Genomic DNA, 14,506 nt, shown 5'->3' with positions numbered 1-14,506 from the left:
ACAAGGTGAGGGCGCATTCATCACCGCACGGCGTGCATCTCCAGGAACGCCTTCACGCCGGTCACGGTGCCCGTGTCCGAAGGCACGTAGCCGGGCAGGGTGGCGACGGCGGCGCGAAAATCGGCGCTGCGGATGATCTCGAGGATGCGCTGCATCGGGGCGGTATCGAGGAAGGCGCGCTTGCAGACGAAGAAATAATCCTCGGTGAGGATGCGGATGAAGTCGAGGCCGAACTGTCGCGCGGCCGCCTCGACGCCGAAGCACGCGTCCGCCATGCCGCTCGCGACATAGGCCGCGACTGCGGCGTGGGTGAACTCGATCTGCTGCGCGCCATTGATCCTGCTCTCGTCAATGCCGTTTGCCGCGAGCAGCTGGTCGAACAGCAGGCGCGTGCCGGAATCATGGTCGCGGTTGACGAAACGGACGTTCGGTTTGGTGAGGTCGTGAAGCGAGGCGATGCGCAGCGGATTGCCGCGCGCGACCATCAGCCCCATCTCGCGCGTGACGAAGCTGATGATGCGGTCTTCGCGCGGATCGAGCCATTCGCGCGCGGCCTTGATGCCTTGTGCGCGCAGCGCGCCGTGCGGCAGATGCAGGCCGGAGAGGTCGCAGGCGCCTTGCGCCAGCGAGACCAGCGAATGCTGGTTGCTGACATAGCGCAGGTCGACGCCGATGCCGGGCTCGCGGTCGAGGAATTCGCGCAGCTTCGCCACCGCAAAGCCGTGGCTGGCATGCACGCGGATCACGGACGGGCGCTGCTCGAGGAACGGCTTGATCTCGCTTGCCAGCTCCTGCGCGAGGTTCTCGAGCTGCGGCCCGAGTCGCGCCTGCATCCGCTCGCCGGCCCACACCAGCCGCTCGCCGAACGGCGTGAGTTTTGAGCCCTTGCCGCGCTGGGTCTCGACCAGAGGGGTTCCGAAGAACTCCGACCATTGCTCGATCAGATTCCAGACGTGGCGATAGGAGAGGTGCGCGTCGCTGGCGGCGCTGGTGATCTTGCCGGTCTTCCGGATTTCGTTGAGGACGCCGAGCATGACGGCGACGGTGCGCGGGCTGCCCTCGCGGCGAAACCGCCAGACGGCCTCGATCTCGATCTGAAGCATATGGCCTTTCCTTATGAACTTCGCTTCATATATTGGGCGTCCATTTGCACATCATATCATATTTACTGCGGCCAATAGGTGCCTAGTCTGGTATACCAGAACAGGAGGAAATATGATGTCAGTTGCATATGACTTTGCGCATTCGCCGGCAACCGCGTTCATGGCCCGGCCGCAGCATCTGCTCATCGACGGCCGCCGCGTCCCCGCCAGCTCCGGCCGCACCTTCAAATCCCTCAACCCTGCAACGGGGCAGGTCATCGCCACCGTCGCCGAGGGCGGCGAGGCCGATGTCGAGCATGCGGTCGCCGCGGCACGCCGGGCGTTCGAAGGCCCCTGGCGCACGATGCGCGCCTCCGAGCGTGGCCAGATATTGCTGCGCTGGGCGGACCTGCTGAAGGCACACGCCGAGGAAATCATCGAGCTCGAGTCCATCGACGCCGGCAAGCCCATTGCCGCGACGATGCGTCAGGACTTTCCCGCCGCTGTCGACACGCTGATCTATTACGCCGGCTGGGCCGACAAGATCAGCGGCGACGTCGTGCCGGTGCGCGACGATGCGCTGACCTACACCATGCGCGAGCCGGTCGGCGTGGTCGCGGCGATCGTGCCGTGGAATTTCCCGCTGATGATCGGGATGTGGAAGCTCGCGCCGGCGCTGGCCTGCGGCTGCACCGTCGTGATGAAGCCGGCCGAGCTGACCTCGCTGTCGGCGCTGCGCATCGCCGAGCTCGCGCTCGAAGCGGGCCTGCCGGCTGGCGTCTTCAACGTCGTGACGGGTCCGGGACGCGTCGTCGGCGACGCGCTGGTCAATCACCCCGATGTCGACAAGGTCACCTTCACCGGCTCGCCCGGTGTGGGGCGAGGAATCATGAAGGGCGCGGCCGGCAACTTCAAGCGCGTCTCGCTCGAGCTCGGCGGCAAGTCGGCCAATGTCATCTTCGACGATGCCGATCTTGAAGCGGCTTCCAAGGCCGCGGCCTCCGGCATCTTCTTCAATGCCGGCCAGGTGTGCTCGGCAGGCTCCCGGGTGCTGGTGCAGGAGAAGGCCTATGACGAGGTCGTCGAGCGACTGGCTGCACGCGCGAAGTCGCTCAGGATCGGCGATCCGCTCGATCGCAAGACGGCGCTCGGTCCCGTCATCTCCGAGAAGCAGATGAAGTCGATCCTCGACTATGTCGATATCGGCTTGAAGGAGGGCGCGAGCCTCGTCACCGGCGGAACGCGGATCGGCGAGCGCGGTTACTTCATCAGCCCCGCCGTGTTCGCCGATGTCGCGCATGAGATGCGGATCTCGCAGGAGGAAATCTTCGGCCCCGTCGTCAGCGTCATCAAGTTCAAGAACGAGGCCGACGCCCTGCGGATCGCGAACGGCACCGCCTACAGCCTCGCCGCCGGCGTCTGGAGCCGCGATATCGGCAAGCTGCAGCGCTTCGCCAAGCGGGCCCGCGCCGGCACGGTCTGGATGAACACCTATGGCTATACCGACGTGCGCCTGCCCTGGGGCGGCGAGCGCGACTCCGGCCTCGGCCGGGAGCACGGCTCCGCCGCGCTCGACAATTTCACCGAGCCCAAGGCTGTGTGGATGAATCTGGCCGTCTGATAACCTCCCGATCGGCCAATCCTGGGCCCGCCTGATCGTCCGGTCAGGCGGGCTCTTTTTCGAGATCGATAAAATTGTCTGCATCCGGCTCAGCAGCCGCAAACCCTCTCGACAGGAAACACGGCGTCTTAAACCAGAGCTTTGGAACCGACCTGCATCCTGCCCGCAACAGGGCAGGGCATTATCATGTCAATCTTCAGGGAGATCGTCGTGGCGGTTGCGGGAGTGTACGCGCTCCTGTTCGCCTGCGATGCAGTGTTCGGCGTCGGCGAGACGCGCTTCGACGACAACTATTATAGCGCCACCTTCTACGCACCCAAGCCGAAGGAGTTTCGGTTCGCGAGCGACACGCCGCCGGCGGTCCGCGTCAGCGACGCCTTTGCGCAGTTTGCGCCGAGCGATGCCAAGCCGAACAGGCGCTACTCGTCGCTGACGACGATCATTCGCTGACGGCTCACTCGCCCTGGAGCCATTCCGCGACGCCGCGCCACAGCGTGTCGCGGTGCGCGGGGCGGAAGAAGCCGAAATGGCCGATGGCCTTGGTGCCGACGTCGGACGGCTTCACCGTCAACACCTCCGGCTCGATCGCGGTGAATCCGCTCGCGAGCAGCTCGACCGCCGGGCGTGTCGCCCAGGGATCGTCGGAGAAGCACAGCGCGCGCAGCTCGCCCTTGAATCTTGCAAAATTGTCCAGCGCGGGTAGCTTTGAATCGAAGAGATAGCGCGGACTCCGGACCCACTCGGCCCATTGCAGGAAAACGCCCTTGGGCAGATCCTCGCCGATGCCGGCCCAGCCCGGCGCGTAGCCGAGTGCGTGGGCCAGCGGCACGCCGACCAAATTCATGAAGGCGTAAACGCGGTACTTCTCCGGCGAGGTCATCAGCCGCCAGGTTGCGGCCTGCGAGGCCACGAAGGCGGCGCGGGAGATCTCGCTGTTGTTCTCGATCAGCCCGAGCGCCTGGCCGCCGTAGGAATGGCCGACATAGGCAAGGGGCAAGCCATGATAGCGCTCGCGCATCCAGCGCACCGCGGCGGCGACGTCGAGCGCGGCCCAGTCCGACATCGAGGCCTTGAAGCCGACCAGCGATTTCGGCTGGTTGTAGCCGACCATCGCCGGCAGCCGGGAGTCGCCGATGCCGCGATAGTCGTAGGTGAGCACCGCACAGCCGCGATGGGCGAGATAGGAGGCAAAGCCGCGATAGATCTTTCGCGGCACGGCCGTGGCCGAATTGATCAGGACGGCGTGGCGCTTGGCGCCGCGCGGCAGGAACAGGGTGCCGGCCAGCGCATACCCGTCGGTCGCCGGGAAGCTGATCTCGTCGATGAAAACGTCGTCCGGTGCCGCGTCCATGGGCGGAAGGTATCTTGCCGGTTTCCTCGCTACCCCTAGCAAATGCGAATTCAGCTTTACCCGCAAGGGTTTGCAATGCGAAACGGATTTACAACTGGCGATGTCGTGCCAGCCTGTGTATAAGGCGGCCCTCGCAACCCTTAGATCAGGTTGTGCTTTTTGCTTCACGGAGAGATTGCGATGTCCGAGCGGTGGACGCCCGAGTCCTGGCGCAGCAAGCCGGTGCTACAGGTGCCCGATTATCCCGACGCCAAGGCCCTGGCCGACGTCGAGGCGCAGCTTGCGACCTTTCCGCCGCTGGTCTTCGCCGGCGAGGCGCGCAATCTGAAGAAGGCGCTGGCCCGTGTCGCGGCCGGTGAGGCCTTCCTGCTCCAGGGCGGCGACTGTGCCGAGAGCTTTGCCGAGCACGGCGCCAACAACATCCGCGACTTCTTCCGCGTGCTGCTGCAGATGGCGGTCGTCTTGACCTATGCCGGCGCGGTGCCGGTGGTGAAGGTCGGCCGTATCGCAGGCCAATTTGCAAAACCGCGCTCGTCGCCGACCGAGAAGGCTGATGGCGTCGAGCTGCCGAGCTATCGCGGCGACATCGTCAACGACATCGCCTTCACCAAGGAGGCGCGCGTGCCGGACCCGCAGCGCCAGCTGATGGCCTATCGCCAGTCGGCCGCGACGCTGAACCTGCTGCGCGCCTTCGCCACCGGCGGCTACGCCAATCTCGGCAGCGTGCATCAATGGATGCTCGGCTTCCTTAAGGATTCACCGCAGTCCCGCCGCTACAAGGAATTGGCCGACCGCATTTCGGATGCGCTCAATTTCATGCGCGCCTGCGGCCTCGATCTCGAGGCCCATCCCGAACTCCGCTCGACCGATTTCTACACCAGCCACGAGGCACTGCTGCTCGGCTACGAGCAGGCCATGACCCGCGTCGATTCCACGACCGGCGACTGGTATGCGACCTCGGGCCACATGATCTGGATCGGCGATCGCACCCGCCAGCTAGATCACGGCCACATCGAATATTTCCGCGGCATCAAGAATCCGATCGGGCTCAAATGCGGCCCGTCGCTGAAGCCCGACGAACTCCTGAAGCTGATCGATGTGCTCAACCCCGACAACGAGCCGGGCCGGTTGACGCTGATCGGCCGCTTCGGCTCCGACAAGGTCGGCGAGCATCTGCCCAACATGATCCGCGCCGTGCAGCGCGAGGGCAGGGTGGTGGTCTGGTCGTGCGATCCCATGCACGGCAACACCATCACGTCGACGTCGGGCTACAAGACGCGGCCGTTCGACCGCATCCTGTCCGAGGTGAAGTCGTTTTTCGCGATCCACGCCGCCGAAGGCACTCATGCCGGCGGCGTGCATCTGGAGATGACGGGCAAGGACGTCACCGAATGTCTCGGCGGCGCCCGCGCGATCACGGACGAGGATCTCAACGACCGCTACCACACGGTCTGCGATCCCCGCCTCAACGCCGAGCAATCCATCGATATGGCCTTCCTGGTCGCCGAGCTGCTGAAGCAGGAACGCGCCGGCAAGACCAAGCCGATGCCGGCCGCAGCGGGGCTCTAGGACCTTGCTGCGAATCTGGAAGGCCACGATCAATTCCCGCAACGGTCTGGCTTTTGCGTTCCGTTCGGAGCAGGCCATCCGGGAGGAGATATTTGCGCTCCTCGCGTCGCTGCCGCTGGCCTGGTTCATCGGCGCGACAGCGATGCGTGCGGTCGAATTGATTTGTGCGGTCGCGTTCGTGCTGACGGTCGAGCTGCTCAACACCGCGATCGAGAAGCTCGCCGACCGCCTGACCATGGATCACGACAAGCAGATCGGCCGCGTCAAGGACATGGGCTCTGCCGCCGTCGGTGTGGCGCTGCTGATGGCGGGCGCGTTCTGGATCTTCGCCATCGTCGAGCGGCTGGGTTTCGTCTGACGAGAATTGAAAAGGGCCGTCATGACCGAACGTCTCAACGCATTCGCGGTCACGCTCGCCCAGCTCAATCCGACCGTGGGCGACATCGAGGGCAATGCCGCGAAGGTGCGCGCCGCGCGCGCGCAAGCGGCGGGCGACGGTGCCGATCTCGTGCTGTTTCCGGAACTGTTCATCGCCGGCTATCCGCCGGAAGATCTGGTGCAGAAGCCGGCCTTCCAGGCCGCCTGCCGCGTCGCGATCGAAGCGCTCGCGCGCGAGACCGCCGATGGCGGGCCGGCCATGCTGGTCGGCACGCCCTGGGTCGAGGAGGGCAGGCTCTACAATGCCTGCGCGCTGCTCGACGGCGGCCGTATCGCCGCACTTCGCTTCAAGTGCAATCTGCCGAACTACGGCGTGTTCGACGAGAAGCGGCTGTTTTCGCGCGGCCCGGCCGCCGGCCCCGTCACGGTGCGCGGCGTTCGCATCGGCGTGCCGATCTGCGAGGACATCTGGCTCGAGGAGTCCGAAGACTACGAGAACGTGGTCGAGACGCTGGCCGAGACCGGTGCCGAGATCATCCTCGTGCCGAACGGTTCGCCTTACGCCCGCGACAAGAACGACGTGCGCCTGTCGGTCGCGGTCGCGCGCGTCACCGAGAGCGGGCTGCCGCTGGTCTATCTCAACCAGGTTTGCGGCCAGGACGAATTGGTGTTCGACGGCGCGTCCTTCGCGCTCAACGGCGATCTCTCACTCGCGGCGCAACTGCCGGCGTTCGAGGAAAGCGTCACCACGCTCCGCTTCACCCGAAACGGCGACGATTGGCGCTGTACGGGGCCGCTCGCGGAGCAGGTCGAGGGCGACAAGGCCGACTATGCCGCCTGCGTGCTGGGCCTGCGGGACTATGTCGGCAAGAACGGTTTTCCCGGCGTGCTGCTCGGCATCTCCGGCGGCATCGATTCCGCGCTGTGCGCCGCCATCGCGGTCGATGCCCTCGGCGCCGACCAGGTGCATGGCGTGATGCTGCCTTATCGCTACACGGCCGCACATTCGATCGCCGACGCCGGCGAGCTCGCCGGCCATCTCGGCATCCGCTACGAGGTGTTGCCGATCGCGGAAGCCGTGACCGGGTTCGAGACGATCCTCTCGGGCATCTTCAAGAATCTGCCGCCTGATATCACCGAGGAAAACCTCCAGGCCCGCACCCGCGGAACGCTCTTGATGGCGATCTCCAACAAGACCGGGCTGATGGTGGTGACGACCGGCAACAAATCGGAGATGTCGGTCGGCTACGCCACGCTCTACGGCGACATGAACGGCGGCTTCAACCCGATCAAGGACATCTACAAGACGCAGGTGTTTCGGCTGGCGAGCCTGCGCAACGGCTGGAAGCCGGATGGCGCGCTCGGGCCCGCAGGCGAGGTCATTCCCCCTGACATCATCACGCGTCCGCCGACCGCGGAGCTGCGCGAGAACCAGACCGATCAGGACTCGCTGCCGCCTTACGACGTGCTCGATGCGATCCTCGAGCGGCTGGTCGAACGCGAGGAGCCGCTCGATGCGATCATCGCCGCCGGCTTCGACCGCGAGACCGTCACCCGCATCGACCATCTGCTCAACGTCGCCGAATACAAGCGCCGCCAGGCTGCGCCCGGCGTGAAGGTGACACCCAGGAATTTCGGCCGCGACCGCCGCTATCCCATCACCAACCGCTTCCGTGACAAGGGCGAGAGGCTGCCCGCGCCGGACGAGACGCTGGTCTCGCGCGGAAGCCGGGCGTCGATCGACGCGTTCGAGGGGTGACGCTTTCGCGTGTGAGGGCGACAGCGCCCCAAGGTTCGCTGTCATCATCCGCGAAGGCGGATGATCCAGTACTCCGCGGCGGATGTTGAGACGACCGACTTCAGCCATAGAACGTCAATAGGTATGGCCGAACGCTCGTGTCGGGCAGATGAAACATGGCAGACGAGTTCATCCTGGATATTGAGGACCTCCGAGAGGTCGCTGCCTACGCGGTGGAAAATGCTGCAGACGTGCTGGAGATATTCGAGCAATCGCATCCTGCGGATTCCCGTCCGCGGGACGCGATTGAAACCGCGCGGACGTTCGCAAGAGGAGGCAAGCGGGTGAAGGCCCTGCGCGATGCGGCCTGGGCGGCGCTGAAGGCATCAAAGGAAACCGAAAATGCAGCAGCCAGCCAGGCTGCGCGCGCTGCGATGTGTGCCTCATCCGCGGCTTATCTTCATCCGCTGGCTCGATCGACTCAGGTCAGGCACATTCTTGGCGCGTCCGCCCACGCAGCCCGAGCCGCCGAACTTGCTGCAGGTGACGCTTCCGGTGTTGGTGCCGACCATGTTGAGCGCGCCATCCGGCGTGCGACGCCAAGGCTTGTCGAGGTCCTGCGGCGTTACCCGCTCGCGCCGATCGGCGGCGGGCGGGTTGGCGAACTCCTGCGCGCAATCGATCGCAGGCTTCGCGGCGAGCTGCCGTAACTGGATGCCCACGCCCCAGGGCGATGGCGGCGAGAACTCAGATTGCCGCTACGACGGGGTTGCGAAAAACAGTACCCGCAGGAAGTGCGTGTATTCGGATTCGAGCACCATGATCGACACAAATACCAAGACTGCGATCGGCGGCACCAGGATGGCATAGGCCAGGGCCAGCCGCTCCCAGGCCATGTGCATGAAGACGGCGACGATCAGGCCGGCCTTCAACATCATGAACAGCAGGATCAGCGACCACCTCAGATAGCCATGCAGGCCAAAATAGTCGACGAGGTAGGAGCACGTGCTGAGGACGAACAACCAGCCCCAGACCACGAGGTAGAGCTTGATCGGGTGCTGTTGCCCCTTGGCGTGAACGGCTCCCGTTGCGACTGCACCATGCGCCGGAGCGTGGAGCTGTCCTTCCATGTGTATTGTCGCGTTTGCCATGCGCCGACCTCACCATAGATAGAAGAACGCAAAGATGAACACCCACACGAGGTCGACGAAGTGCCAGTACAGCCCGGTGATCTCGACGATCTCGTAATAGCCCTTGCGGCTTGTGAAAAAACCACGCCTCTCGACGTCGAAGTCTCCCCGCCAGACCTTTCGCGCGATCGCGATCAGGAAGATCACGCCGATCGTCACGTGGGTGCCGTGGAAGCCCGTGATCATGAAAAAGCTCGAGCCGAACTGCACCGCGCCCCACGGATTGCCCCAGGGACGGACGCCCTCCATGATCAGCTTGGTCCATTCGAAGGCCTGCATGCCGACGAAAGTTGCGCCGAAGGCCGCCGTGATCAGCATCAGGATTGCGGTTCTCACGCGATCCCTGCGGTAGCCGAAATTGACCGCCATCGCCATTGTTCCGCTGCTGCTGATCAGGACGAACGTCATGATGGCGATCAGGATCAGGGGGATGTGGTTGCCCCCGATATTGAGGGCGAAGACTTCGCTGGGATTCGGCCACGGCACGGTCGTCGACATGCGCGCCGTCATGTAGGAGAGCAGGAAGCAACTGAAGATGAAGGTGTCGCTGAGGAGGAAGATCCACATCATGGCCTTGCCCCAGGACACGTTCTTGAAGGCGCGTTGATCCGAGGCCCAGTCTGCGGCGATGCCGCGCCAGCCTTCAAGCTGTGCAGTCGATTGGCCCGGATTTGTCAGCACGGTCTCAGCCATCTGGTCTCGCCTCCCTAGCGCAGCAATTGGCGGCAGATGTCGACGAAATCGTCGGCCCAGCCCGTGAGAAGACCGAGCAGCACAAGCCAGACCAGGAGCAGGAAGTGCCAGTAGATGGTGCACAGCTCCACGCTCAAGCGCATGTCCGCGATCTCGGCGCCACGCCACATCTTGGCCAAGGTCCGGCCCAAAGCCACCAGGCCGCCCGTCAGATGCAGCCCGTGCACCGCAGTCAACAGGTAGAAGAAGGAATTCGCCGGATTGGACGCCATGAAATAACCGGCGGCTCCGAGCCGTTGCCAGGCCAGGAGCTGTCCGGCGAGGAAGATCACGGCAGACGCTCCGCCGGCGAGCAGACCGACCATGACGCCTTCAGCGTCGTTTCGGCGTGCGGCCAGGTACGCCCATTGCAGCGCGACGCTGCTCAGGACCAGCACGCCCGTGTTGACCCACAGCAGTCGCGGTACCGGCAGCGGCCGCCAGTCGACCACGCTCATGCGCATCGAGTAGGCGCTGATGAAGAGGACGAACAATGCGCTCGCGACAGCGAGAAACACGCCAAGGCCGACCTTCGCCGCCGGCCAGGTCATGGTATCCCCGCCCGGGAAGTCACCGACCGCGCCTTCCTCCAGCCAGGGCTTGGCCGTCAGCCGCTGCTGCGACAGCCACCATCCGGCAATCACCGCGAGCACGCCCAGGAACAGGATGATGGCGCTCACGAAGCAGCTCCCTGAACGAGCTGCGTCGCGCGCGGCGGCTGGTTCTGCGGAATGAAGTCCTCCGCGGCGCCGGGTACACTGTAGTCATAGGCCCAGCGGTACACGACCGGGAGCTCCTTGCCCCAGTTGCCGTGCCCCGGGGGCGTCTCCGGCGTCTGCCACTCCAGCGTCGTGGCCCGCCACGGATTGCCGCCTGAGGCTTCACCCTTGAACAGGCTCCAGACGAGATTGAAGAGGAACACCATCTGGCCGAAGCCGACGGTCAAGGCGATTACGGAGATGAAGGCGTTCAGTGAATGGGCCGAGGACGGGATGAATGACGTGTCCCCGAGCTCGAAATACCGGCGCGGAACCCCGAGCAATCCAAGATAGTGCATCGGGAAGAAGATCAGGTAGGCGCCGAGGAAGGTGACCCAGAAGTGAAACTTGCCCAGCGTGTCGTTCAGCATCCGCCCAGTGACCTTGGGGTACCAATGATAGATCGCGCCGAGCACGACCATGATCGGCGCAACGCCCATCACCATGTGGAAATGCGCGACCACGAACATGGTGTCCGAGAGAGGCACGTCCACCACGACGTTGCCGAGGAAGAGGCCGGTGAGCCCGCCGTTCACGAAGGTGATGATGAAGCCAAGGGCGAACAGCATCGGCACCGTGAGATGAATGTCGCCGCGCCACAGGGTCAGCACCCAGTTGTAGACCTTGATCGCGGTGGGGATTGCGATGATGAGCGTCGTGGTGGCGAAGAAGTACCCGAATTGCGGGAACATGCCGCTTACATACATGTGGTGCGCCCATACGACGAAGCTGAGCGCGCCGATGGCCACGATCGCCCAGACCATCATGCGGTAACCGAAGATGTTCTTGCGCGCATGCGTGCTGATCAGATCGGAGACGATGCCGAAGGCGGGCAGGGCGACGATGTAGACCTCGGGATGGCCGAAGAACCAGAACAGGTGCTGGAAGAGCAGCGGGCTGCCGCCGCCATATTTCGACAGCGTGCCCATCTCGACGAGGGCGGGCATGAAGAAACTGGTTCCCAAGAGACGGTCGAGCAGCAACATCACCGAGCCGACGAACAGGGCAGGGAATGCCAGCAGCGCCATGACGGTCGCCGTGAAGATGCCCCAAACGGTCAGGGGCAGACGCATCAAGGTCATGCCACGGGTGCGTGCCTGGAGCACGGTCACCACATAGTTCAGTCCGCCCATGGTGAAGCCGATGATGAAGAGGATCAGGGAGGCCAGCATCAGAACGATGCCCCAATCCTGCCCGGGCGTTCCGGAGAGGATTGCTTGCGGCGGGTAGAGCGTCCAGCCGGCGCCGGTGGGGCCGCCGGGCACGAAGAATGTCGAGGCCAGCACCAGGACTGCGAGCAGATAGACCCAGTAGCTCAGCATGTTCACATAGGGGAAGACCATGTCCCGGGCGCCGACCATCAGCGGGATCAGGTAGTTGCCGAAGCCGCCCAGGAACAATGCGGTGAGCAGATAGATCACCATGATCATGCCGTGCATGGTGATGAACTGGAGGTATTGATTGGCATCGATGAAGGAGAAGGTGCCGGGGAATCCCAGCTGCAGCCGCATCAGCCACGACAGCACCAGGGCCACCAGGCCGATGGCCGTGGCCGTCAGCGAATACTGAACGGCGATCACCTTGGCGTCCTGCGAGAAGACATACCGTGTCCACCAACTCTTCGGATGATAGAGCTCGACATCGGGTACTTCGGCAGGTGGAACGCCTGCGATCCCTTCATATGGAATATCGACCATAGAAACCTCCTCGGTCGTTTCCATCGGGGTGAAGCGTTCGCCTCATGCACCCGATTTATCTTCGCGGCAGCTTTACTTGCCGCCGGATCGGTACGTCGCCTTCACGACGGCTTTTGCCGGCGACAATTCCGCAAACGTCTTTTGTTGCTCCAGCCAAGCGTGATATTCGCGCTCTTCGTCGACGATGACCTTGGCCCGCATCTGATAATGAGCGGCGCCACAAAGCTCGGCGCAGAGAACATCGAACGTCCCGGTTCGGATCGGCGTTATCCAGAAATAGGTCACCATGCCTGGGACCATGTCCATCTTGGCCCGGAATTCGGGCACGTAGAAATCGTGCAGGACATCGACCGAGCGGAGGAGAACCTTGACCGGCTTTCCCACTTGAAGGTGCAGGTCGCCGTTCTCGATCACGACGTCGTCCTGCGCGTGTGAATCGTCACGATTGAGTCCCATCGGATTGTCGGAAGCGATGTTGCGGACATCGGATGTGCCCAACCGTCCATCCTTGCCCGGAAGGCGGAAGCTCCACTGCCATTGCTGGCCCATGACCTCGACCTCGGTGGCATCCGCGGGTACCGTCACGAACTGGTGCCAGACCACGAGGCCGGGGGCCAGCATGGCCGCGACGCCGATGCCGGTGCCGACGCTCAGCCACCACTCGAGCCTCTTGTTTTCGGGATTGTAGTCGGCCCGTCTTCCCTCCTTGTGGTGAAAGCGGAAGACGCAGTAAGCCATGAAGGCGATGACCGCGACGAAAACGAAGCCCGTGATCCAGAACGTAATGTTGATGGTGTGATCGATATAGGCCCAGTTCGTGGCGATCGGCGTCCACCACCACGGGCTGTAGATGTGAAACAGCACCGAGCCGATCGCGACCAGAAGCAGTATCAGTGCGACAGCCATCCTGATCCATCCTTGCCATCGAAGGCTACGGATACGAATCCAGGGCGGAGCTCATGTCTGTCGCGATGGCTGGCCTTTCTTGGTTGGCATTCATGCCATCGCCGGCCTTTTGCCTCGCCCATTCCACCGGTCGCGAAATCAGGACAGCGCTCGCGACCAAACTCTAAGGGCGTCTGAGTCTAAAATGATACCGGCCTAATCCGGCGTCAATAGAGCAATGTAGGTGCTCCGACATGGCGTGGTTGCCGTCGCCCGGCCAGTCGACAAAGCATCAAGCGCGCATGTTGGTTGGCGGCGTGGCGATGCAGCGCACAATCAGACAATTCACCTAACCGTGAGCGCAGCCGTGCCCCGCGCGCGCTAAGCTGGCCAAGCAGGTCGCGACGGGTTCCGTCCGGCCAGGCTCTGTTCGCTGAACCTGGGTTGCCGTACCCGACCCCTCGCGTTTCCTGCTCGTCAGGCGGACACGCGTGACTGAAAAGCGCGTGTGATCGAAAACCGCGATTTTCAGCACGGGAGGGTCCGTTCATGGCCACTCTGTACTCCCACGACATCGTCAGGCGGCACGTATTCGGCGAATCGGCCTCCTATCCCATTCGCAAGATCGGCTTTTCCGACCTGACCGAGGCCCTGCGCCTGGGTTGGGAGGATTTCCAGGCGATGCCGAGCCACGCGATCATCGTGTGCGTGATTTATCCCGTTCTCGGTCTCGTCCTGTTCAGGATGGTCCTCGGCTATTCGGTGCTGCCGCTCCTGTTTCCGCTGGCCGCCGGCTTCGCCCTGATCGGGCCCTTCGCCGCGATCGGTCTCTACGAACTCAGCCGGCGCCGCGAGCGTGGCGAGGAGGTCGATGCGTGGGATGCGATCAAGGTGCTGCGCGCACCGTCGTTCGGTGCCATGGTCGAGCTCGGCGTGCTCCTGCTGGTCCTGTTCGGGGCCTGGATCGGTGTCGCGAACGCAATCTATGTCACGATCTTCGGTCACGCGGCGGCTGCAAGCATTCCCGACTTCGCAACGCGTGTGCTGACGACGCCGGAAGGCTGGTCGCTCATCCTCGTCGGTTGCGGTGTTGGCTTCCTGTTTGCGGTTGTGGCCTTGTGCGTCAGTGTCGTGTCGTTTCCGTTGATGCTCGACCGGCATGCGACTGCGATCGACGCGATCCGCACGTCGCTCCGAGCGGTGGGGGCGAATCCGGTTGCGATGGCCGGATGGGGCCTCATCGTGGCGGCGCTGCTCGTGATCGGCTCGCTGCCGCTCTTCGTCGGTCTCGCCGTTGTCCTGCCGGTGCTCGGTCATGCCACCTGGCACCTCTATCGGCGGGTGGTCGAGCCCAATCCGAATCCACCGGACGAGCTGCCGCCGCCCCCGAAGGGAAAGCGCTACGCGGCGGACTTTCCGGCCAATCTCTTCCCGTGGAGCCGCGAGGGCGAACAGTAACAGCGAAACGGCCGCGCCTGGCGGCCGCCTTCGCTTGGCATGACGGG

14 protein-coding genes are annotated in these 14,506 nt (G+C 63.9%); 7 read left to right on the top strand and 7 right to left on the bottom strand.

All coding sequences use genetic code 11. The features are described from left to right. Nucleotides 1-20: 20 nt before the first annotated feature. Entirely contained in the window at nt 21-1,103 is a 1,083-nt protein-coding gene (locus XH79_RS01275; protein WP_271580351.1) for a substrate-binding domain-containing protein, read from the bottom strand. A 115-nt stretch (nt 1,104-1,218) separates the two neighbouring features. On the opposite strand from XH79_RS01275, the gene XH79_RS01270 reads away from it, so the two are divergent. Both XH79_RS01270 and XH79_RS01265 read left to right on the top strand, forming a co-directional pair. Then, nucleotides 1,219-2,703, top strand: coding sequence for an aldehyde dehydrogenase family protein (locus XH79_RS01270; RefSeq protein WP_271580717.1), 1,485 nt, complete (start codon nt 1,219-1,221; stop codon nt 2,701-2,703). Between the two features lie 186 nt (nt 2,704-2,889). Continuing rightward, complete coding sequence (locus tag XH79_RS01265) at nt 2,890-3,153, top strand: hypothetical protein (protein ID WP_271580350.1); 264 nt, start codon at nt 2,890-2,892, stop codon at nt 3,151-3,153. Between the two features lie 4 nt (nt 3,154-3,157). Here XH79_RS01265 and XH79_RS01260 read toward each other — a convergent pair whose 3' ends face one another. Continuing rightward, nucleotides 3,158-4,054: an alpha/beta hydrolase family protein gene (locus XH79_RS01260; RefSeq protein WP_271580349.1), complete on the bottom strand. Its 897-nt coding sequence runs from the start codon at nt 4,052-4,054 to the stop codon at nt 3,158-3,160. A gap of 180 nt (nt 4,055-4,234) precedes the next feature. Here XH79_RS01260 and XH79_RS01255 point away from each other — a divergent pair, with 180 nt between their 5' ends. The 4 genes from XH79_RS01255 to XH79_RS01240 all read left to right on the top strand — a co-directional run bounded on the left by XH79_RS01255 (nt 4,235) and on the right by XH79_RS01240 (nt 8,449). Then, nucleotides 4,235-5,623: a class II 3-deoxy-7-phosphoheptulonate synthase gene (locus tag XH79_RS01255; protein ID WP_271580348.1), complete on the top strand. Its 1,389-nt coding sequence runs from the start codon at nt 4,235-4,237 to the stop codon at nt 5,621-5,623. A gap of 4 nt (nt 5,624-5,627) precedes the next feature. Beyond that, a complete protein-coding gene (locus XH79_RS01250) occupies nt 5,628-5,981 on the top strand; it encodes a diacylglycerol kinase (RefSeq protein ID WP_212338821.1) in 354 nt (117 codons plus the stop codon). 21 nt (nt 5,982-6,002) lie between these two features. Then, nucleotides 6,003-7,760, top strand: a complete 1,758-nt coding sequence (locus tag XH79_RS01245; RefSeq protein WP_271580347.1) for an NAD+ synthase — start codon at nt 6,003-6,005, stop codon at nt 7,758-7,760. Between the two features lie 155 nt (nt 7,761-7,915). Continuing rightward, entirely contained in the window at nt 7,916-8,449 is a 534-nt protein-coding gene (locus tag XH79_RS01240) for a putative immunity protein (RefSeq protein WP_271580346.1), read from the top strand. Nucleotides 8,450-8,497: 48 nt separating this feature from the next. Here the strand turns inward: XH79_RS01240 and XH79_RS01235 are convergent, their stop codons facing one another. The 5 genes from XH79_RS01235 to XH79_RS01215 all read right to left on the bottom strand — a co-directional run bounded on the left by XH79_RS01235 (nt 8,498) and on the right by XH79_RS01215 (nt 13,022). Next, complete coding sequence (locus tag XH79_RS01235) at nt 8,498-8,890, bottom strand: cytochrome C oxidase subunit IV family protein (RefSeq protein WP_212338831.1); 393 nt, start codon at nt 8,888-8,890, stop codon at nt 8,498-8,500. A 9-nt stretch (nt 8,891-8,899) separates the two neighbouring features. Further along, nucleotides 8,900-9,622 (bottom strand): heme-copper oxidase subunit III family protein, encoded by a 723-nt coding sequence (locus tag XH79_RS01230; RefSeq protein WP_271580345.1) that lies wholly within the window; start codon nt 9,620-9,622, stop codon nt 8,900-8,902. A 14-nt stretch (nt 9,623-9,636) separates the two neighbouring features. Then, a complete protein-coding gene (locus XH79_RS01225; RefSeq protein ID WP_271580344.1) occupies nt 9,637-10,341 on the bottom strand; it encodes a cytochrome c oxidase subunit 3 in 705 nt (234 codons plus the stop codon). Beyond that, the gene (locus XH79_RS01220; protein WP_212338837.1) at nt 10,338-12,116 is read right to left on the bottom strand and encodes a cbb3-type cytochrome c oxidase subunit I; all 1,779 of its coding nucleotides are present in this window, start codon (nt 12,114-12,116) and stop codon (nt 10,338-10,340) included. The genes XH79_RS01225 and XH79_RS01220 overlap by 4 nt, the downstream gene beginning before the upstream one ends. A 72-nt stretch (nt 12,117-12,188) precedes the next feature. Continuing rightward, nucleotides 12,189-13,022, bottom strand: a complete 834-nt coding sequence (locus tag XH79_RS01215; RefSeq protein WP_271580343.1) for a cytochrome c oxidase subunit II — start codon at nt 13,020-13,022, stop codon at nt 12,189-12,191. A 528-nt stretch (nt 13,023-13,550) separates the two neighbouring features. Between XH79_RS01215 and XH79_RS01210 the strand changes: the two genes are divergently transcribed. Further along, on the top strand, nt 13,551-14,459 hold the full coding sequence (locus XH79_RS01210) for a DUF2189 domain-containing protein (protein ID WP_212338842.1): 909 nt from the start codon (nt 13,551-13,553) through the stop codon (nt 14,457-14,459). Nucleotides 14,460-14,506 lie beyond the last annotated feature (47 nt).

The organism is Bradyrhizobium sp. CCBAU 45389 (assembly GCF_028128625.1).
GTDB classification, from domain to species: domain Bacteria; phylum Pseudomonadota; class Alphaproteobacteria; order Rhizobiales; family Xanthobacteraceae; genus Bradyrhizobium; species Bradyrhizobium liaoningense_B.
Note: the sequence above shows the minus strand (reverse complement) of the source record. Positions and strands in the feature narration are given on the sequence as shown.

Bases quoted from the DNA above. Each gene is read 5' to 3' on its own strand.
- XH79_RS01275 (WP_271580351.1), bottom strand. From the start codon at position 1,103: ATGCTTCAGATCGAGATCGAGGCCGTCTGGCGGTTTCGCCGCGAGGGC.
- XH79_RS01270 (WP_271580717.1), top strand. From the start codon at position 1,219: ATGTCAGTTGCATATGACTTTGCGCATTCGCCGGCAACCGCGTTCATG.
- XH79_RS01265 (WP_271580350.1), top strand. From the start codon at position 2,890: ATGTCAATCTTCAGGGAGATCGTCGTGGCGGTTGCGGGAGTGTACGCG.
- XH79_RS01260 (WP_271580349.1), bottom strand. From the start codon at position 4,054: ATGGACGCGGCACCGGACGACGTTTTCATCGACGAGATCAGCTTCCCG.
- XH79_RS01255 (WP_271580348.1), top strand. From the start codon at position 4,235: ATGTCCGAGCGGTGGACGCCCGAGTCCTGGCGCAGCAAGCCGGTGCTA.
- XH79_RS01245 (WP_271580347.1), top strand. From the start codon at position 6,003: ATGACCGAACGTCTCAACGCATTCGCGGTCACGCTCGCCCAGCTCAAT.
- XH79_RS01240 (WP_271580346.1), top strand. From the start codon at position 7,916: ATGGCAGACGAGTTCATCCTGGATATTGAGGACCTCCGAGAGGTCGCT.
- XH79_RS01235 (WP_212338831.1), bottom strand. From the start codon at position 8,890: ATGGCAAACGCGACAATACACATGGAAGGACAGCTCCACGCTCCGGCG.
- XH79_RS01230 (WP_271580345.1), bottom strand. From the start codon at position 9,622: ATGGCTGAGACCGTGCTGACAAATCCGGGCCAATCGACTGCACAGCTT.
- XH79_RS01220 (WP_212338837.1), bottom strand. From the start codon at position 12,116: ATGGTCGATATTCCATATGAAGGGATCGCAGGCGTTCCACCTGCCGAA.
- XH79_RS01215 (WP_271580343.1), bottom strand. From the start codon at position 13,022: ATGGCTGTCGCACTGATACTGCTTCTGGTCGCGATCGGCTCGGTGCTG.
- XH79_RS01210 (WP_212338842.1), top strand. From the start codon at position 13,551: ATGGCCACTCTGTACTCCCACGACATCGTCAGGCGGCACGTATTCGGC.